Source organism: Nonomuraea sp. JJY05 (assembly GCF_043496855.1).
Lineage (GTDB): Bacteria > Actinomycetota > Actinomycetes > Streptosporangiales > Streptosporangiaceae > Nonomuraea.
The window spans coordinates 1-17391 of sequence record NZ_JBIEIS010000092.1 but is presented as its reverse complement, the minus strand read 5'-3'; the positions used below and the strand labels follow the sequence as shown (position 1 = coordinate 17391).

Annotated in this window: 17 protein-coding genes; 12 read left to right on the top strand and 5 right to left on the bottom strand. The window is 68.9% G+C overall.

Annotated features, from left to right (window positions below; genetic code table 11):
- The first annotated feature begins 261 nt into the window (after nucleotides 1-261).
- The 6 genes from ACFKCF_RS60720 (at nucleotide 262) to ACFKCF_RS60695 (ending at nucleotide 5006) form a co-directional block, all read left to right on the top strand.
- Nucleotides 262-603 (top strand): winged helix-turn-helix transcriptional regulator, encoded by a 342-nt coding sequence (locus tag ACFKCF_RS60720; RefSeq protein WP_394506501.1) that lies wholly within the window; start codon nucleotides 262-264, stop codon nucleotides 601-603.
- A gap of 49 nt (nucleotides 604-652) precedes the next feature.
- Nucleotides 653-1594: an aldo/keto reductase gene (locus ACFKCF_RS60715; RefSeq protein ID WP_394506499.1), complete on the top strand. Its 942-nt coding sequence runs from the start codon at nucleotides 653-655 to the stop codon at nucleotides 1592-1594.
- 20 nt (nucleotides 1595-1614) lie between these two features.
- Nucleotides 1615-2631, top strand: a complete 1017-nt coding sequence (locus ACFKCF_RS60710) for an SMP-30/gluconolactonase/LRE family protein (protein WP_394506497.1) — start codon at nucleotides 1615-1617, stop codon at nucleotides 2629-2631.
- A gap of 429 nt (nucleotides 2632-3060) precedes the next feature.
- On the top strand, nucleotides 3061-3342 hold the full coding sequence (locus tag ACFKCF_RS60705; RefSeq protein WP_394506495.1) for a hypothetical protein: 282 nt from the start codon (nucleotides 3061-3063) through the stop codon (nucleotides 3340-3342).
- 150 nt (nucleotides 3343-3492) lie between these two features.
- The gene (locus ACFKCF_RS60700; RefSeq protein ID WP_394506493.1) at nucleotides 3493-3894 is read left to right on the top strand and encodes a hypothetical protein; all 402 of its coding nucleotides are present in this window, start codon (nucleotides 3493-3495) and stop codon (nucleotides 3892-3894) included.
- Nucleotides 3891-5006: a hypothetical protein gene (locus ACFKCF_RS60695; protein WP_394506491.1), complete on the top strand. Its 1116-nt coding sequence runs from the start codon at nucleotides 3891-3893 to the stop codon at nucleotides 5004-5006. The genes ACFKCF_RS60700 and ACFKCF_RS60695 overlap by 4 nt, the downstream gene beginning before the upstream one ends.
- A 15-nt stretch (nucleotides 5007-5021) precedes the next feature.
- On the opposite strand, the gene ACFKCF_RS60690 is transcribed toward ACFKCF_RS60695, so the two are convergent.
- On the bottom strand, nucleotides 5022-6026 hold the full coding sequence (locus ACFKCF_RS60690; RefSeq protein ID WP_394506489.1) for an FAD-dependent oxidoreductase: 1005 nt from the start codon (nucleotides 6024-6026) through the stop codon (nucleotides 5022-5024).
- A gap of 412 nt (nucleotides 6027-6438) precedes the next feature.
- Here ACFKCF_RS60690 and ACFKCF_RS60685 point away from each other — a divergent pair, with 412 nt between their 5' ends.
- Entirely contained in the window at nucleotides 6439-7581 is a 1143-nt protein-coding gene (locus ACFKCF_RS60685; RefSeq protein WP_394506487.1) for a hypothetical protein, read from the top strand.
- A gap of 230 nt (nucleotides 7582-7811) precedes the next feature.
- Here ACFKCF_RS60685 and ACFKCF_RS60680 read toward each other — a convergent pair whose 3' ends face one another.
- Entirely contained in the window at nucleotides 7812-8096 is a 285-nt protein-coding gene (locus ACFKCF_RS60680) for a hypothetical protein (protein ID WP_394506485.1), read from the bottom strand.
- 228 nt (nucleotides 8097-8324) lie between these two features.
- On the opposite strand from ACFKCF_RS60680, the gene ACFKCF_RS60675 reads away from it, so the two are divergent.
- Both ACFKCF_RS60675 and ACFKCF_RS60670 read left to right on the top strand, forming a co-directional pair.
- Nucleotides 8325-8915, top strand: a complete 591-nt coding sequence (locus tag ACFKCF_RS60675; RefSeq protein ID WP_394506483.1) for an RNA polymerase sigma factor — start codon at nucleotides 8325-8327, stop codon at nucleotides 8913-8915.
- Nucleotides 8912-9880, top strand: a complete 969-nt coding sequence (locus ACFKCF_RS60670; RefSeq protein WP_394506481.1) for a CU044_5270 family protein — start codon at nucleotides 8912-8914, stop codon at nucleotides 9878-9880. The genes ACFKCF_RS60675 and ACFKCF_RS60670 overlap by 4 nt, the downstream gene beginning before the upstream one ends.
- 133 nt (nucleotides 9881-10013) lie before the next feature.
- On the opposite strand, the gene ACFKCF_RS60665 is transcribed toward ACFKCF_RS60670, so the two are convergent.
- The gene (locus ACFKCF_RS60665) at nucleotides 10014-10997 is read right to left on the bottom strand and encodes an aldo/keto reductase (protein ID WP_394506480.1); all 984 of its coding nucleotides are present in this window, start codon (nucleotides 10995-10997) and stop codon (nucleotides 10014-10016) included.
- A gap of 119 nt (nucleotides 10998-11116) precedes the next feature.
- On the opposite strand from ACFKCF_RS60665, the gene ACFKCF_RS60660 reads away from it, so the two are divergent.
- Nucleotides 11117-12670, top strand: a complete 1554-nt coding sequence (locus tag ACFKCF_RS60660; protein WP_394506478.1) for a PLP-dependent aminotransferase family protein — start codon at nucleotides 11117-11119, stop codon at nucleotides 12668-12670.
- Nucleotides 12671-12756: 86 nt separating this feature from the next.
- Here ACFKCF_RS60660 and ACFKCF_RS60655 read toward each other — a convergent pair whose 3' ends face one another.
- Nucleotides 12757-13422, bottom strand: coding sequence for a winged helix-turn-helix transcriptional regulator (locus ACFKCF_RS60655; protein WP_394506476.1), 666 nt, complete (start codon nucleotides 13420-13422; stop codon nucleotides 12757-12759).
- Nucleotides 13423-13499: 77 nt separating this feature from the next.
- Here ACFKCF_RS60655 and ACFKCF_RS60650 point away from each other — a divergent pair, with 77 nt between their 5' ends.
- Together ACFKCF_RS60650 and ACFKCF_RS60645 are read left to right on the top strand one after the other, a co-directional pair.
- Nucleotides 13500-14999 (top strand): MFS transporter, encoded by a 1500-nt coding sequence (locus ACFKCF_RS60650; RefSeq protein WP_394506474.1) that lies wholly within the window; start codon nucleotides 13500-13502, stop codon nucleotides 14997-14999.
- The gene (locus ACFKCF_RS60645; protein ID WP_394506472.1) at nucleotides 14996-16666 is read left to right on the top strand and encodes an MBL fold metallo-hydrolase; all 1671 of its coding nucleotides are present in this window, start codon (nucleotides 14996-14998) and stop codon (nucleotides 16664-16666) included. The genes ACFKCF_RS60650 and ACFKCF_RS60645 overlap by 4 nt, the downstream gene beginning before the upstream one ends.
- Nucleotides 16667-16746: 80 nt before the next feature.
- On the opposite strand, the gene ACFKCF_RS60640 is transcribed toward ACFKCF_RS60645, so the two are convergent.
- The coding region (locus ACFKCF_RS60640; RefSeq protein ID WP_394506470.1) for a TetR/AcrR family transcriptional regulator at nucleotides 16747-17391 on the bottom strand (645 nt) is incomplete at its 5' end.

The following is a 17391-nucleotide window of genomic DNA, read 5'->3' as shown; positions in this document are numbered from 1 at the left end:
TACAACGCGACGGCGTCCGCCTTGAACTCCGGCGGGTACGACTTCATCGCCACGTGGAACTCCTTGTCTCCGGATCTCCATCATCCGGTACTCAAGGTGTCCACACATCGGGGGCAAGGGCCGCAGATCCATAACGGGTGGCTGCACGGGCCGGGGCGCCTTCTCTGAACTACGGCCGATGCAAACGTGCGTACGCGGCTGATGCGACATGATGGGGTTTATGCACCGCTACCTCGCCACCGACTCCGCCGGCGAGCAGGCATGAGATCCGACGTGTTCTTGGCCGACTGCCCGGCCCGTACCACCTTGAATCTGGTGGCCGATGCCTGGTCTGTCGTCGTGGTGTTCGGGCTCGGGCGTGGTCCGCTGCGGTACACCGAGCTGCGCGGCCGGATCGGCGGGATCAGCAACAAGATGCTGACCCAGACGCTGCGCAAGCTGGAGCGCGGCAACCTGGTGGAGCGGCGGACCCTGCCCACCGCGCCTGCGGGTGTGGAGTACCGGCTGACTGCCTTGGGCGAGAGCCTCCTGGGGCCGGTGTCGGTGCTCGCCCGGTGGGCTGAGGAACACGCCGAGGAACTCGCAGACGCCGACGGCGGTTGACCTCCGCAGGGAACCAGATGGTTCCCTGCGGACCTTTAGCGTTGCCGCCATGAGGATCGGAAACAGTGATCTGGAGGTGTCACCGCTGTGCCTGGGCGGCAATCCCTTCGGCTGGACGGCGGATGAGGAGACCTCGTTTGCCGTGCTGGATGCCTTCGCCCAGGCGGGCGGTAACTTCATTGACACCGCGGACAGGTACACCTTCCACGTGCCCGGCAACAGCGGTGGTGAGTCCGAGACGATCATCGGCCGCTGGCTGAAGGCCCGCGGCAACCGAGACCAGATGGTGATCGCCACGAAGGTGGGTGCGCTCCCGAGGCTGGACAACTTGAGGCCGGAGACGATCCGGCGCGCCGCCGAGGACTCACTGCGGCGGCTTGGGCTTGATCACATCGACCTGTACTACGCGCACGTGGACGACCCCGGCACCCCACTGGCCGAGACCCTCGGGGCGTTCGACGAGCTGGTCAGGTCCGGCAAGGTACGGCACATCGCGGCGTCCAACTACACCGCAGCACGGCTGTCGGCGGCACTGGAGACCTCGCACCGGGAAGGGCTCGCCGCATACGTCGCCTTGCAGGCCGAATACAACCTGGTGCAGCGCGAGAACTACGAACGGGACCTCGCGCCCGCCGTCACCCGGACCGGACTGGTCTGCCTGCCCTACGTCGCGCTGGCACGTGGTTTCCTCACCGGAAAGTACCGCCCCGACGGCCCCCGGGTGGACAGCCCCCGAGCCGACCAGGCCCGAGCTCACCTGGACGGCAACGGCCCGGCCGTACTGGCCGCCCTGGAAGAGGTCGCCGCAGCGCATCACACCACGATGGCCGCGGTCGCGCTGGCCTGGCTCGCCGTCCAGCCCACCGTTGCCACCCCCCTTGCCGGGGCCCGCAACCCGGCCCAGCTCGCCGACCTGCTGCCGTACCTGACCCTGCGGCTCGCCGACGACGAGATCGCCCTGCTGGACCAGATCAGCGCCCGGACACAGTGAGAACTTAGGAAGAGGCCCTCGTGCGCTCCACAACTCGACGACGCCTTCTTGCGCTCGCGACAATCGCCGCACCGTTCCTTGCCGCCGGCGGCACCGCGCAGGCAGCCGAGCAGCCTGCGCACTCACAGGTATCCGTGGCGTATGAGCTGCCCGGTGATCGGGTCTATCCCGAAGGCATCACCGCCGACCCGTACACCGGCGATCTCTACACTGGATCGGGCGAGGACGGCACGATCTTCAGAATGAGGCCGGGGCATCGTGTCGCGGAGGTGTTCCTGCCCGCGGGCGCGGACGGACGCACTGTCGCACTCGGGCTGGAGGTCGACCAGGCCAGACGCCTCTGGGCAATAGACCGCAGTACCGGAGTCGCGGTCTACGACCTCCCCAGCCGCCGCCTACTGGCTCGCTTCAGCCCTCCCGCCAAGGGCAAGAGCGAACCTCTCCTTAACGATCTGGCTATTGCCCCGGACGGCACCGCATACATCACCGACAGCTTCCGGACGGTGGTCTATCGGGTCACCCCCTGGCAGCTCGCCCGAGCCCGCGAACGGGGCCGTGAAACGCCGCTGACTCCCGCCTTCGACTTGGCCGGTGTCGTGGATCCGTACGAGCCCGGTAAGACGGTCACGCTCAACGGAATAGTCGCGGAGCAGTCCGGGCGCTACCTGTTGACGGCCGACATGAGGGGTGCCCTTTACCGCATCAGCCTGCACTCTGGCGGGATCCGCAAAGTCGCTCTACGTGGAGGCGACATGTCCCTGGCCGACGGCATGGAACTGCGGAACGGTAAGCTCTGGGTGGCCCATCCCATTATCAAGGCCAACGCGATCAGCCGCTGGCGCGTCACGGCGGATGGGCTGGCAGCCCTGGAGGAACGGCGGATCACCGATCAAGCCTTGCAGCTCCCGACAAATCTGCTGCACCGGCGGGGGAGGCTGTACGTGGTCCGGTCACAGCTCGACAAGGGCAGTATCGTAGATCCGGACGGTGGCCCCCCGCGGATCCCCTTCACCATCGCCTCCGTCCGCGGCATCTGAAGGTCTGGCTTGCCTTCACGCGCGCTCCGATCCAAGGAAGATCACCTCCCCGACCCCGGTCATTCGATCAGGACGTCGCCTCGTGTGCTTCTGCGGTGCAGCACCGATTTGGTGGCTCGTCGGATACGAGCGGCGAGGAGGCAGGATGCCGGCGGCTCAGGCCCATCACCGTCGCCGGGCGCCGCCGCTGACGATCGTCATCCGCCGGACTGGCAGGCACTTGACTTGCTATGTTCCGGTCGAGCACCTCGTGACGCCACCCTCGCAGCGGGAGGTCGATCATGCCGGAATCCGACCGGGAAGCGCGCCAAGCCGCCGTTGAACGCCTGCGCCAGCTGCGCGCCGCCGGTGACCTCACCGCCGAGCACGTACGGCTGGCGGCCACCGGCCTGGGCCTGAGCGAACGCAACATGTGGCGCCCTTTCGGTGGTGTCCGGAAACGTGTACGTTTCCGGACACCGCGACGACGTGGGCGAACATCGTCCAGAAATCTATGTCCGGAGAATCCCGGACTTCGCCGCGCCTGACCTCGCCGTCGCCGATGTCACCAAGGCCGCATCGCGATCTACTCCCGCCGGCTCTATCAAATGGGAGGAAGCCCTTCGCGATGCCTGCGAGAGAGGCAGCTCGGAGGCCGACGCCCGAGGGGCGCTCAACTTCGCACGTTCCCTGCTGGCCGACGAGGCGAAAGGCCGCTCCACACGTCGGTGAGATTCGCCGAGTCGGGCCAATGGCAAGACGATCCGTGGCTTGCCTGCTACGGGCCGTTTGAGCGTGTTGATCCCGAACCGCGGGAACGGCCAGGAGCACGCACCTCACCCCCTCACATCGTCGTAGACGCCGTAGCCGGGCAGGGCAGCTATGGCCGTCGATCGTGAACGCCGCGCCGCCGCAGTCGCGCGGCTGACCGCGCTGCGCGAAGCCGGCCAGTTGACAACCGAGCACGTCCGGCGGGCCGCTCGCGGCCTCGGCGTGGCCGAACGCACCGTGTGGCGCCGGCTGGGCAGTAGCCGCCAGCTGGCGAGCCCGCCGCAGTACCAGCCGAGCGAGACCGACCGCGAGGCCCATGCCTACTTCCGCGGCGAAGGTGTCTTCAATCCCTCAGTAGTGATCTTCGTCCGTAGATCAGTCGAGTGCGCCGCCCCGGGCGAACTTTTCGCTGTTTTTAGAAGTATGGCCAGATGCCGTCAGCCGTGCGAACTTTCTCAGCCCCAACAGACTCCAACGGGCAACGATCATCACTCGCAACGGGGACACCAATGAATCTCACCGCACGTCTGCAGGCCACCGCAATGATCACTCTGGTGGCGACCGGCTTGGCCGTGCCCACTCCAGCCGCAGGGGCGGTCGCGCCCAGCCGGCCACCCGCCCTGCCGGAATCGGGATCCGGCCCCGCCGCCTTCGCCTATTTGTGCGCCAACCCGAAGGACCCCGAGAAGTCGCCCACGGGGCCGTGCGACACCTGGCGGCTGGTGACCACGCAAGGCAAGATCTTCTCCGTCCCCGAGGCCGTGGCCTGGGAGAAGGGCAAAGATCCCAATGAGGACGGGGTGTCGGGATCCTTCGCGATCAGTCCGGACGGCACGCGCGTGGCCTATCACCGGGCCCGTGACCGTCGCATCGTGGTGCGCGAGCTGACCTCAGGCAAGAGCTGGACGATCCCCTACCAGGTTCCGACCGGCTTGGGCTCGCCGTTCAGTCTGAAGTTTGTCCGGGACGGCAGGCAACTGACCGTCTTGGCGGACTCCGAGGTCGACACGCTCGTCCAGGTGGAGGCCGGTACGGTACGACGCCTGCCCAAGGGCTGGACGCTGCTGGACGCCGACCCGGCGACGGGGCGTCTCACGCTGTTCAAGTCGCCGGCAATGCAAATCCGCGGAGCGTTCCGCACCGACGAGGGCGAACGCACGACCACCGCCAAGATCGCAGAGAAGGCCGGCAAGCACCTTATCTGGGGCGAATTCGCCGCCCGCAACGGTCAGGCTGCCAACCTGGTGCCCAAGGACCCACCCGCCTGCGGCCCGGACATGACGCCCGTGTGGCTGGCCGTCTTCTCTACCCGGACGGGCAAGATGACCACGGTCAAGCCGCGACTGCCGGCCGACGTCTACCAGGCCGACGTGATCGACTGGCTGAACGCGAAGGAGATCGTCGCGGCAGCGGGCCGGGAGCGCCCCGGCAAGAAGGCCGAAACAGCCATCGGTTCCTATGTCTACGCCATGAACGTCACCACCGGCGCCAGCCGGCTCATCGCCAAGCTCTCCACCACCGAGGAGGTCTTCCGGGAAAGCCTGCAAGTGGGCGGCTACACCGGGGCGCAAGACCGACCGGCGGCCGGCAAGGTGACCAAGCCGGGCAAGCGCGGCTGCGACTGACCACGCCAGTACGGTTCAGGGCACTTCTGCGCCCTGAACGATTTCCTGAACGAGAAGAGTCAGCCACGAACAGATCGCGCCGGAAAGCGTGTGGATAAATAGCACTGCGCAGGTGGCGTTGTTCAGCCAACTTCGACGACAAGCGTGGCTGCGCTGGGCAACCTCCGAGCGATCCCTGATCGAGGAGCCGGCTCGCCCGAGCTTGTCAGCGATTGGCCATGCTGGAGGGACCTCGACGACAGGGTCGTCCCGCAACTGCCACGGTGTACCGACCGGCAGGATCAGGCCTGGCGGGTGCGCATGGCGCGCGCCTTCTGCGACCTGGCCGATGATCTGCGCTCCAGACGCGCGCCGATCGCCCGCAACCACGCTGAGGATCTTGCTCTGATCATCGCCGCGTCCAAGGCGCGCGACGTGGTGGCGCAGGCCCGCTAGCACGCCGACGGCCCGCCCGCCGGCAATCCTGGCGAGCCGCCGCTGCAGGCCACAGACCACATCGCGGGCTGGTATCCCCAAGCCGGGCAGGTGGACCTGCAGCGGCACCGCTTCGACTACCAGGATCTGGAGGAGGTCCTGGGCGAGGAGGTGGAGGTCTATCTGCTGCGGGATCGCGACGACGGCCTGGAATGTCTTGATCATCCGGTCAACCAAAGATCGATCATAGAGGACATCCGGGCGGTATGACGGTGTCGCCGCGGTGCTGCCCACCGCGTAGATGACGTGGTCGTAGTCCAGCGCGCGGCCCGACGCCAACTGCACGGTGCGGGAACGGGTGTCGATGCGCGTGGCGCTGTCGACGACCAGCTGGATGTCCTCGCCGAGCAGCGTGCCGTAGTCAATCGTGGCGTCGCCGGTACGGGCCACGAACTGGTGCAGCCGGATGCGTTCGACGAACTCCGGGCGCGGATTGACCAGAGTGACGTCGACATTGTCGCGTCTCCGCAGACGGTTCGCCGCGAGCGTTCCGGCGTAACCGCCGCCGATGACCACGACCTTGTGGGATGTGGTGTATTCGGTCATGCCCTCAAGACACCGCGGATCGCTGGGACATGACATGACGTGGCGTGATGTGCGTCACTCCACTCAAGAGCGCGGGAACACGTGCTCGCGGCCGAAGCCTTCGGCCCTTCCCCGGCTATCGCCTGTCAGAGGCTGCCCGTGTCCGCCGTGGCCTTCCCCGGCCAACCCGATCCGGCCACCGGCGCGACGACCGCAGTCGCCGCCACCTGGACCCGGCACTTATCCGCGCTGTGTCCCTTCGCCACCTGGGCCCGGCGCCAGGACCTGCTGGCCACCGGGATACTGCATCCTGATGACGGCATATGCATACGACACCCCGGCCTCGTTCCGCGGGCAACTCCAGCGAGGCCGCGGCCTCGCGGCACGCCGTGCCTCAGCTGAATCCGGCGCCGCCGACACGGTGTACGAGTGCGTGATCAACGACACGCGATGGGACCGGCAGGTAGACCAGCGTGACAGCTATCTCGCCGGTCTGATCGGTCGGCTCGGCCTGCCGCTGGCGCCGATCGAGCAGCACCTTTTCGACTACGACGGCGATGACGAAGAGCCGGTCGGGCTCGCTTTGCAGGTCCTCGCCTTGCTGCCATGGGTCGGCCGCGGCGACGCGGCGACGATCCTGCGCAGGTACGCGGTCGAGGGGCGTCACTGGTCCTTGGCGCTGGAGGCGATCGGGGACAGCGGGGTCATCAAGCTTCCCGCTCTCTGGGACGGGCTCGCCGACGACGTCATCGCCGTCCGCGACAACGCCCAGCTCGCGCAGGCGATCTCGTGCGACATGGAGCCGTGGACGACGTTCGCGCAGTCCCAGCCACGGGTGAGGCGCATCGTTGAGGAGCTACAGGCGTCCCGCTCTCACAGGCCGGTCAGACCGAACCTCGGCGACGCCGAACCTGACGATCTGGTCCGGCTCGTCACCGCCGGTGGTCGTGCGCGCCGATGGGCACTGGAGGAGCTGGGCAGGCGCGGCGATACGATCGTCTTCGAATTCGCAGCAGACCCGGGACTGCGTAACGCCGCGGGGTGGATCCCGGGCATGCCGCAGGCCCTGCGCCACCTTGGGACCGGGGCCCTGCCACAAGCCCGCGCCTGGATCGGCAGCGGCGACGACACGCTGGCCGAGTTCGGGGAGCGCGTGCTCGCAGAGGTCGGAGACCGAAGTGACGCACCGGTATTGCTCGCCGCGCTGCGCCGCGCCCTCGCCACCGAGGAGTGGTGTGCGGCCGAACTCCCGGCCCGAGCCATGGGACGGCTGGGAGTTCGCGAGGCCGTCGACGAACTCGTGGCCCTCTGGGAGGGCACTGTTCACTCACTGGCCCGGGAGGCATTCCTGGTCGGGCTTCAGGGCTGTGCGCCTCAGGAGGCCGCGCTTGTCACAATCGAGGGGCTTGACGACTGCGAACCCACAGTCCAGCAGGCCGCCTGTGCGGGAGCACAAGACACTGCCTGGGTCCGCTCGCGCCTCCTGGAACTGGCCGACGATCCTTTGGCCCCGGAGGTTCACCAAGCCGCGAACACGAGACTGCAGACGCTGGCGGATGCCCCCTTCTCGGGCTGACCGGCGTTACCGCCCGAAGCCCGGTCGACGCCGTCGTGGACTTCGTCGGCCATCCCTCGACGCTGCGGCGCCGCGGATCCCATCCCATGGGTACGCGATGACCACCCGCCACGGCACCCGGGTGATGGCGAAGGTGGCTGCCGATCCCGGTGCTCAGCCCGGGCCGACGGCGTAGGCTCGGATGATCGTCTGGGTCAGGGTGCTGCCGGACGTGCCGTTGACAGTGACCCTCAGCGAGGCGCCCGGCGCGGTTGAGGTCGTCGAGTCCGCTGGGCGCGTAGAAGGCCCACACGCTTTCCACCCGCCGTGGACAGCGCGGAGTTGGGCACTTGCCTGCGCATGGACGCCCGCAACGTGTAGACGCTCGACTCCGCCGGCAGCGCGGCCTGGAGACGGCAACTTTCCCACTGGTCGAGCTCGCAGCCCGCGAGGGGTTCCTCGGCGAGCACGTCGAACAACCGCCGGTCGAGCATGCCTTCGGCGGCCAACGTCCGGGTGCCGGTGATCAATGTCACGCTGCTCGACGTGCCGGTGGCGGCCGGCGCCGCGGTTGAGGGCGTGGGGGTGGCAGCGACCGCTCCCAGCCAGCAGGGCGGCCATGAGCGCATTGCGTAAGGTCATCGTGAGCCTCTCGGGCGCGGGAAGACGGGCCGGCCTGTTGTTGCCCGCAGGTCCTGAACGGGTTCACGTGCCGGGCTCGTGGCAGTCGAGAACTCGATTCGACTCATCGGGAAACAGCAGGCATGACACGAACCCCACCGGAGGAGATGGTCGAGGCGGACGACGCCGAGCTCATCCGCCGGTCAATCGACGATCCGGAACAGTTCGCCGGCGTGTTCGACCGGTATGTCGAGCAGATCCACCGCTATGTCGCGCGGCGGCTGGGCATGCAGGCCGCCGATGACATCGTGGCGGAGACGTTCCTGACCGCCTTCCGCTGCCGCGCCTCCTACGATCACGCCCAGCCGCTGGCCAGGCCGTGGCTGTACGGCATCGCGACCAACCTCATCGCCAGGCAGCGGCGCGATGAGGAGCGGTTCCTGCGGGCGCTGTCGCGTACCGGTGTGGAGCCGCCGCCTGAGCTGATGGCCGATGCGGTGATCGGGCGCGTGGCCGCGCAGGCCGAGGACCGCCGGCTGGCAGGGGCGCTGACGGGTCTGGCCAGCGGTGATCGCGACGTGCTGCTGCTGGTGGCGTTGGGAGAACTGGCCTACGACGAGGTGGCGCAGGCGCTCGAGATCCCGATCGGGACCGTGCGCTCGCGCCTGCACCGGGCCCGCAAGCAGGCGCGGGCCGCCCTCGGCACCGGCTGTCACACGAAAAGGGAGGCATGATGGATGAGTTCGGACGGTTCCTCGAGGCCACCCCGGCGATCACCGCCGAGGCGAAGGAGGCGGCGCGCAGCCGGCTGCTGCAGGCCATCCGTGAGCCGGTCCCCACGCCGCCGATGCCCCCGTCGAGGCGGCGCGGGCCGCGCCTGGCCTGGCGGCTGGCGCTGGCCGCGTCGGTCGCGCTGGCTGTGGGCGCGGGCATCATCACGGTACGCGGCAGTGAACGACCGGCCACCGCCCCGGTCGCCGGCGTTCAGGAGCTCGGCGACAAGGCGGCCAGGAGCGCCGAGACCGACCCGTACCGGATCACGCCGTCGCCGGGCCGCTGGCTGTACGTGAAGCAGACGATCGCTCCGCTCCGCAAGGAGCCGGAGCCCGAGGTGGATCGCAACCAGCGCATGACTCTTGAGACGTGGCACAGCTTGGACGGCAGGCAGATGGCGTTGGACGACGGCCGGGGCAAGCTCGTCACGGAGGAGTACGGCCCCGGCGTCACGGCCGCGGACCTGGCCAGGGCGCCGGTCACCCCCGAGGAAATGATCGCCAGGATCGGGGCGAGCGTCGATGCGACCCCCGTGACGGAGTTCGACGACGCCGACGCGACCAGGCAGGAGCGGATCTTCCGGACGATCTCCCAGTTGCTGGGCGAGCAGCCGTTGGTCGCCGACGTGCGGGCCGCGTTGTTCCGGGCGCTGCCCATGATCCAGGGGGTTTCGGTCAAGCAGGACGCGATCGACGCGGCAGGCCGCCACGGGATCGCGTTCGACTACACGGGGGCCTGGGAGCGCGTCGAGATCATTGTGAGTGCGCAGGACTACCGGTTCTTGGGGACGTATGGCGAGAGCGTCGCCGATCGCACCTTCAGCCTTCCCGGCGGCGCTACACGCACGGTCAAGGCGGGCACTCCCCTGGTGTGGAGCGCACGGATGTCGGCCAAGGTCGTCGACAAGCCCGGAGACCAGCCGTAGCGGGCTCGGCAGAACCCAGGTCAACGTCATGGCACAGCTCCCAGCGCTGATTCGGTCCCAGGCGTGACGTGCAGCAACGTCCGAACGCGACCCTGCCAGGGTCGCCGACGCCAATGATGGCGGGGCCCTCGGATCAGCGAGCCAGCAGTGCGTCGATCTCGCCCATCTGTGCCGGGGTCAGGGGGCCACGATCGAGAGCCGCCGCGTTCTCCTCCACCTGAGCGATCGACTTGAACCCAGGAATGGGGATCATCCGGTCACCCCGTGCGAGTATCCATGCCAGGGCGCCCTGGGCGAGGGACCGGCCGCCGCTGGTGAGGATCTCCCGGATGGCGACGAGTCGGTCGAGGGAGTCCCGGTCGGGGCGTCCGTCGCGGAAATAGCTCACCCAAGAGTGCCCGCTGGCGCGTACGTCGTCGGCGGGCAACCGCGACTCGGCGGTGAACTTGCCGGTCAGCAAGCCCATCGCCAGCGGCGAGCGAGCCAGGCCGGCCAGGCTGGTCTCGTCGCAGACCTCGATCATGCCAGGTGCGTCACTGAGCACGTTGATGGCGAACTGCACCGCCGCCGCCCCACGCCGGCCGGCCAGCCGGCGGGCCCGCTCCTGATCGTCGGTGCTCCATCCGTAGCTGCGGATCATGCCCTTGTCGACCAGGCTCTCCAGCGCGGCGAAGAGGTCCTCGGCGGCGGCGGTGTCGACGTCTCCCACATGCATCTGGTAAAGGTCGATGTAGTCGGTGCCCAGACGGGCCAGGGACGCCTCGCATGCGCGCTGGACGTACGCGGCGGAGGTGTCGGTGCCGGTGATCTCCTTTCGCGCCTCGTCGTAGGTGTAGCCGAACTTCGTGGCGATGACGACGGCGTCGCGCCGGTTCCGCAGGGCACGGCCAAGGACTCGCTCACTGTGGCCGGTGCCGTAGACGTCGGCGGTGTCGAACAAGGTGATGCCCAGGTCGACGGCACGGTTGATCGCGCGAGCGGATTCGTCGTCGTCCACCTGCCCCCAGCCGTCCTGCAGCCCGCGGAGCAGGAACGGCCCGCCGATCGCCCAGCAACCCAGCCCGATCGCGCTGACCTCCAGCCCCGTCTGCCCGAGCTTCCTGGTCAAGATGGTCATCTCACCACTCCTCAAGGGATCTTCATGCGGTTCGTCCGCCTGCGCACTGTAGGCCTGCACTTGGTATCGTCTGAAGAGCCAATTCTTCGTAAACCGGCAAGTCCATTTCCTGGCCGATCATGCCCCAGCACTCCCCCTCCCTCGCCGCGGTCGGCATCACGCTCGACCCCGCCCCGGGTGTTGCAATCTCGCGCCACCTCTATGAGCGGATCCGCGATGCCATCCTGTCCGGCCAGCTCAGGCCAGGGCTCAGGTTGCCGTCCTCGCGTGCGCTCGCGGCGGAGCTGGGTGTGTCGCGTACCACCACGGTCACCGCGTACGAGCGGCTGCGTGACGAGGGCTACCTGGACGGACGGGTCGGCGCGGGCACCACTGTGGCACTCCTGCAGATCCCCCATCCCGCGGCGGCTCCCGTCCACGAACCTCCGCGCGTACGACAGCCGCGGTTGTCGGCCCAAGGCGCCGCCCTGGCCGGCGTGCGATGGCGGATGAGGCACACCATGGATGGCCCCGGTTCGGGCCCGCCGGCGTTCCCGGTCGGCCGACCGGCGATCGACGCGTTCCCGGCCGAGCTCTGGGGCAAGGTGGTGGCACGGCGAGCCCGCCGGTCGGCCGGTTCCCTCCTGCGCTACCAGCACCCCGCCGGATACCAGCCGTTGCGCGAGGCCATCGCCGCGTACGTCGGCATGGCCCGGGCGGTGCGCTGTGCCCCCGAACAGGTGCTGGTGGTGGGCGGCGCGCAGGCCGGCCTCAGCCTGGCCGCCCGGCTTCTCCTCGACCCGGGTGACGACGCGTGGATGGAGGACCCGGGCTACTACGGTGCCCGCGGAGCGATCATCGCCGCCGGAGCCACTCCCGTCCCGGTACCCGTCGACACCGACGGCCTGGACATCGACGCCGGGAAAGCGCGGGCGCCCCACGCCCGCATCGCCTATGTGACGCCGTCGCACCAGTTCCCCCTGGGCGTCACCATGAGCCTGCCCCGCCGCCTTGCGCTGCTGGACTGGGCCCGCACCGCCGGCTCCTATGTCGTGGAGGACGACTACGACAGCGAGTACCGCTACGTCGGGGATCCGCTTCCCTCGCTCCAGGGCCTGGACGGCGCCGGACGGGTGGTGTACGTCGGCAGCTTCAGCAAGGTGCTGTTCCCCGCGCTGCGCATCGGATACCTGATCGTGCCCGACGAACTGGTGGACGCCTTCACGGCCGGGCAACGCTTCGCGGCCGCGCACGTCCCCGCGTTGGAGCAGGCCGCCCTCACCGACTTCATCGCCGACGGGCACTTCGCCCGCCATGTTCGGCGAATGCGCGCCCTGTACGCGGGACGCGGGGCGGCCCTCGTCCAGGCGGCGCGGCAAGAGCTCGACGGCCTCCTGTCGGTGACGCCCGCCCATGCGGGCATGCACGTCATCGGCTGGCTGCCCCAAGACAGAGATGACAGAGCGGCAGCCCGCCAGGCCGCGGCGTACGACGTGGACGTGCAATCCTTGTCCGCACACGCCCAGGAACCGGCCGAACGCCCCGCGCTGCTCCTCGGCCACGCAGCGACACCTGAGCCCTACATCGTCCCCGCTGTCCACCGCCTCGCGGCTTCACTGACCGCGTCCGCGCAGAGCGCCCGCGGCCGGCGGGCCGAGCTGGGCGGCGATGGCGGCTACGGCGAAGACCTCTGATCAGCAAGACCGAGCCTTGGGGGCCTCAGAGGGATCCGGCCCAAGCCGGCCGGCCGGCCACCCACCATCTCCCCGGGCGTTCGTGGCTATCTCGGCGGGGTCTGCTGGTCGATCGGCGCCCCGGCGCGGGGCAGTACGCGCTGGATGACCTTTCGGGATCCGGTGACCTGCATGCCTTGTCCTTCTGCGTCGGCAAGGGAGAGATTGCCGCTGAAGAGGGCCAGGATGCGCGGTGGCGGGCCGCTGATGACCGCGTCGGCGTCCGGGTCGGCGCCCAGGCGAAGCGAGACCTGACCGGCGTCGACGTCGATCACCACGGTCTGATCCCCGGCGCAGACCTGGATCGAAGAGGGGGCCTGGTCGGGTTCGTGGTCTGCGAGAAAGACGCGGACGGGCAGGCGCAGCCATTGGCCGCGGAAGGCGTCGTCGGGCTGATAGTCGGCCATCAGTGGCACACCCCAGCGGCCGAGCTCGAAGATCACCCCTCCTAGAGCGGCGCCGCGATCGGTGAGCCGGAACAACGTGGTGGCGACCGGGGGCGGGGCGTCCTCGCGGGCTACGAGGCCGGCGGCCTCCATCTCGCGCAGCCGGTCGGCGAGCAGGTTGGTGGCGATTCCCGGCAGTCCGGAACGCACGTCGGTGTAGCGGGAAGGCCCGCGGGCCAGGAGCTCGCGCACGATCAGCAGGGTCCACCGATCGCCGACGACATCGAGGGCCTTGGCCACGGAGCAGTACTGACCGTAGGAGCGCATGCGGCCAGCCTACCACCTAGCTTTAGTTAATCACGCGATAGCTTGATTTTCTTGTCTAGCTGCTTTAGAAATGCGCCATGGCTAACCTCGATGCTCAGGCATCCCCCATCACCACGGGTCCGTCTGTCGGCCCGCCGCCCTTCGACCGTCCGCCCGGCGCCGGCCCGCCTGGCGCCGTCTTCGCCGTGCTGGCGCTGGCGGTGTTCATCTCCACCCTCGACGTGTTCATCGTGAGCATCGCCCTCCCTGCCATCCAGGCCGGCTTCGAGCACGCCACCGTGGCCGACATGTCCTGGGTGTTGAACGCCTACGCGATCGTCTTCGCCGCACTGCTCGTACCCGCCGGCAAGCTCGGCGACATCCTCGGCCGGCGACGGGTCTTCGCGGCCGGCATGGTCGCGTTCACCCTTGGTTCGGCTCTGTGCGCGGCGGCGCCGTCTCTTGGCTTTCTCGTGGCCGCCCGCATCCTGCAAGGAGCCGGGGCTGCCGCGGTCACCCCGACTTCGCTCGGCCTCCTGCTGCCCTCCCTGCCACCGCAGCGCCGGGCCGCCGCGATAGGCGCCTGGTCCGCCCTGGGCGCCATCGGCGCCGCCTCGGGCCCGTCGCTGGGTGGGCTCCTCACCCAGCTCAGCTGGCACTGGATCTTCACCATCAACATCCCGCTCGCCGTGATCGTGCTCGCCGGCACGTATCGCTTCCTGCCTGAGATCCGTGACCCCGCCCGTCCGCCGCTGCCCGACGGCATCGGCGCCCTGCTCCTGGTCACCGCCGTCTCCCTGGCCACGCTCGGGCTCGTTCAGGGCCCTTCGTGGAGCTGGGACGGGCGGGTGATCGGCTGCTTCGCCGTCGCCGCGGTGCTCACGGCCGGCCTCGCCGCGCGTTCCAGGCGGCACCTCGCCCCCGTCTTGGAGTGGAGCATCGTACGCGTCCCGGCGTTCGCGCTGTCCAGCTTGTCGGGTGCGCTGTTCTCCGGCGCGTTCTCGGCCATGCTGCTCGGCAACGTGCTGTTCCTCACCGGGATCTGGCACTACACGGTCCTGGAGGCAGGGCTGGCCCTGACTCCAGGACCGATCATGGCCGCGGTGTTCGCGCCGTTCGCCGGCAAACTAGCGCATCGCATCGGCCCAGGACTCGTCGGCGGTGCGGGCGCCCTGCTGTTCGGAGCCGCTGCGGTGATGTGGGTCATGCTCATCGGACTGGAGCCCGCCTACTGGTCCCGGTTCCTGCCCATGATGCTCATCGGCGGCACCGGAGTAGGCCTCGCGCTGCCCGCGTTCACGATCGCCGCCACCGCCACGCTGGCGCCGGCGAAGCTGTCCACCGGGATCGGCGCGCAAACCATGTTCCGCCAGATCGGTTCGACCCTCGGCGTCGCCGCGTTCGTCGCCGTCCTCGGCACCCCGACCAGGTCCACCGTGATCGGCGTCTACGCCGACACCCGCTGGCTCATGCTCGCCTCGGTGGTTGTCGCCGCCCTCGCCCTCGCCCCCATCCGCCGACGACCCGGCTCCCCACCCACGCCAGGCACCACCGCCGCGCCGAACACGGTGCGATCCTTGGACGGAGAACAGAGATGAACATGGACATCAGAGCGCTCGCCCAGGCCGCGACCTGGCCTGACACCGATCGACGCACCAGAATCGTGCTGGCGAGCCAGTTCATGACCGCCGGGCTCGACCAGGAGGGGTTTGACTTCTTCTCGGCCCTGTCGGATCAGGCACAGGACGACGCACTCCTGCTGGCCATCGCCGGCGCCTTCCAGTCCCGTCTGGAAGGCCAGGCGGAGGCGGGCATCGCCAAGCTCGACGCCGCCACGTCACTGGACCTGGGCCTGCCGCACTACTACCGCGGGATCTCATTAGCCGGCCTGGCCGAGTGCGCGGGCCGGGCGGAGACAGTGGTCGCGGACCTCGAGTTCGTCCTCATGGTCAAGGACCAGTTTCCACCGGGCTTCATGCGGCCGGTCCACGCGGCGCTGTCACGAGCGTACGACCAACTCGGCCGCGCCGATGCGGCTGCGCAAGCGCGCAGCCGAGCCGGCCACCTGATCACCGACTACTGGGCCAATCCCCGCGACGGGTTCCGCTTCGCACCCCAGCGCCTGGTCGAACGCGCGCAGGGCGTATTCGTAGCGCAAGGCTACGACTTCGCCGACATCAGCTTCGTCGTCACCGACCACGGGGTGGTCGCCATCGACGCCGCGAGTACACCCGAGCACGCGGCCGCGGCCCTCCGCGACCTTCGCACCATCACCGAGCTGCCTGTCACGCACGTGATACTCACCCACGCCCACTGGGACCACGTCGGAGGACTCGAGGCCCTCACAGCAGACGGCGCCACGGTGATCGCGCAGGCGAACTTCCCCCACGAACTCGCGCATCAGAACTCCGGCCCGCCGCCACTCGGGTACTACCTTCCGGGCGGGCACGACCACCGCGTCGCCCATGTCAAACCCGACCAGCTGGTCAACGAGCGGCAACAGCTGACGATCGGCAACGTGGACTTCACCCTCATCCCGATCCCAGGCGGAGAGACCGACGACGGGCTGGTCATCCATGTCCCGAGCCTGGACGTCGTCTTCACCGGCGACATGAGCATGCCTTACCTGGGCTCGCCGACCCTCGCGGAAGGCTCCGCCCAAGGCCTGTTCGAAGCGATGCAGACCGTCATGGACCTACGACCACGGCTGCTCATCCACGGACACCCCTCGCTGACCGAGAATTTCACGATCGAGGCCTTCCCCGGGCTCCTGGCAGCCTTGCGCGATCTGGAACAGGTCATCACGGCCGAGATCGCCAACGGGCTGACACTCGTCGAGATCCTGCGGCTCAACCATCTGCCGGAGGTCCTGAAACACCAGCCTGCCGCGATCATGCCCTATCTCGTCACCCGTGACAGCCTCATTCAACGCGTGCATCGCCAGCGGACCGGTTACTGGCACCACCGGGGCGAGGGCATCGAGCGCTTCTCGTCTGACGAACTCGCCGCCGCGCTGGACCTGCTGGGCGGCAAGAGCGCCACCGCCTTCAGCGCCACAGGTCTCGAACTGGCCCGACGCGGCCAGCAGGCACTGGCCCTCCACGTCGTCGACCTGGGACTGCTCGGCCATCCCGACGCTCCCGAACTCGTCAGCCTGCGCAAGAGCCTGCTGGACTCGCTTGTCGCACAGAACCAGGTGCTCAACCCCTTCAAGTTCATGCACTACGCCGCACTCGCCAACCTCGAGCTGGCACCGGCCGACTGACGGGTTCGCCGGCAACGCGACCTGCCGTCCGGATGCTCGCCGCTCCGGTGCGGAAGCGCAGGCGTTCGGTCAGGCTCTCGTCACGGTGACGTGCGGCGAGATTGCCCGGTTTCGTGCGCCCAGCGTTCGGTGAAGAGCCGGTCCGTGGGCGGGTCGCCGGGTAGCGGACGCGGGTGGCAGGCGCGCAGGCCGTCCACGGCGATGGCGAGGACGCGCTGGTGAGCGGCGGTGGCGGCTTCGACGAGGTCCTCGCGCCCCTGCTTGCGCAGCTGGTCCAGGGCGGGCGATCTGCCGAACTGCTCGATCAGCAGGGAGATGTCGACGGCAGTGACGTCCGGCCTGAGCGCGTCGGCACGGTGGGCGCGCGCGACGAGCGCGGCGAGCAGTTCGTCCGAGCGGTCGGACTTGGCCTGCATCTCCTCGGTGACCTTGATGGTGCCGGAGATCGGGGCGAGCGAACCTTGGCCGAACTCGACGCAGGTGACGATGAAAGAGGCCAGTCCTTCCCATGGATCGTCCTCGGCTAGACCTCGTTCGGCGGCTTGGTTCCAGTTGTCGAGGGACAGTTCGGCCAGCCGCTGGAAGAGCTCCTCCTTGGTGCGGTAGCGGCGGTAGAGGCTGCCGATGCCGACCCCGGCGGCCGCTGCGATGGCCGCGACCGAAGCGTGTTCGCCGTCGGCCGCCAGCACCTGGCGTGCCGCTTGCAGGAGGGCCCGGTCGTTGCG

Coding starts and splice junctions, on each gene's coding strand:
- ACFKCF_RS60720 (WP_394506501.1), top strand. CDS start 262: ATGAGATCCGACGTGTTCTTGGCCGACTGCCCGGCCCGTACCACCTTG.
- ACFKCF_RS60715 (WP_394506499.1), top strand. CDS start 653: ATGAGGATCGGAAACAGTGATCTGGAGGTGTCACCGCTGTGCCTGGGC.
- ACFKCF_RS60700 (WP_394506493.1), top strand. CDS start 3,493: ATGGCCGTCGATCGTGAACGCCGCGCCGCCGCAGTCGCGCGGCTGACC.
- ACFKCF_RS60695 (WP_394506491.1), top strand. CDS start 3,891: ATGAATCTCACCGCACGTCTGCAGGCCACCGCAATGATCACTCTGGTG.
- ACFKCF_RS60690 (WP_394506489.1), bottom strand. CDS start 6,026: ATGACCGAATACACCACATCCCACAAGGTCGTGGTCATCGGCGGCGGT.
- ACFKCF_RS60675 (WP_394506483.1), top strand. CDS start 8,325: ATGACACGAACCCCACCGGAGGAGATGGTCGAGGCGGACGACGCCGAG.
- ACFKCF_RS60670 (WP_394506481.1), top strand. CDS start 8,912: ATGATGGATGAGTTCGGACGGTTCCTCGAGGCCACCCCGGCGATCACC.
- ACFKCF_RS60665 (WP_394506480.1), bottom strand. CDS start 10,997: ATGACCATCTTGACCAGGAAGCTCGGGCAGACGGGGCTGGAGGTCAGC.
- ACFKCF_RS60660 (WP_394506478.1), top strand. CDS start 11,117: ATGCCCCAGCACTCCCCCTCCCTCGCCGCGGTCGGCATCACGCTCGAC.
- ACFKCF_RS60655 (WP_394506476.1), bottom strand. CDS start 13,422: ATGCGCTCCTACGGTCAGTACTGCTCCGTGGCCAAGGCCCTCGATGTC.
- ACFKCF_RS60650 (WP_394506474.1), top strand. CDS start 13,500: ATGGCTAACCTCGATGCTCAGGCATCCCCCATCACCACGGGTCCGTCT.
- ACFKCF_RS60645 (WP_394506472.1), top strand. CDS start 14,996: ATGAACATGGACATCAGAGCGCTCGCCCAGGCCGCGACCTGGCCTGAC.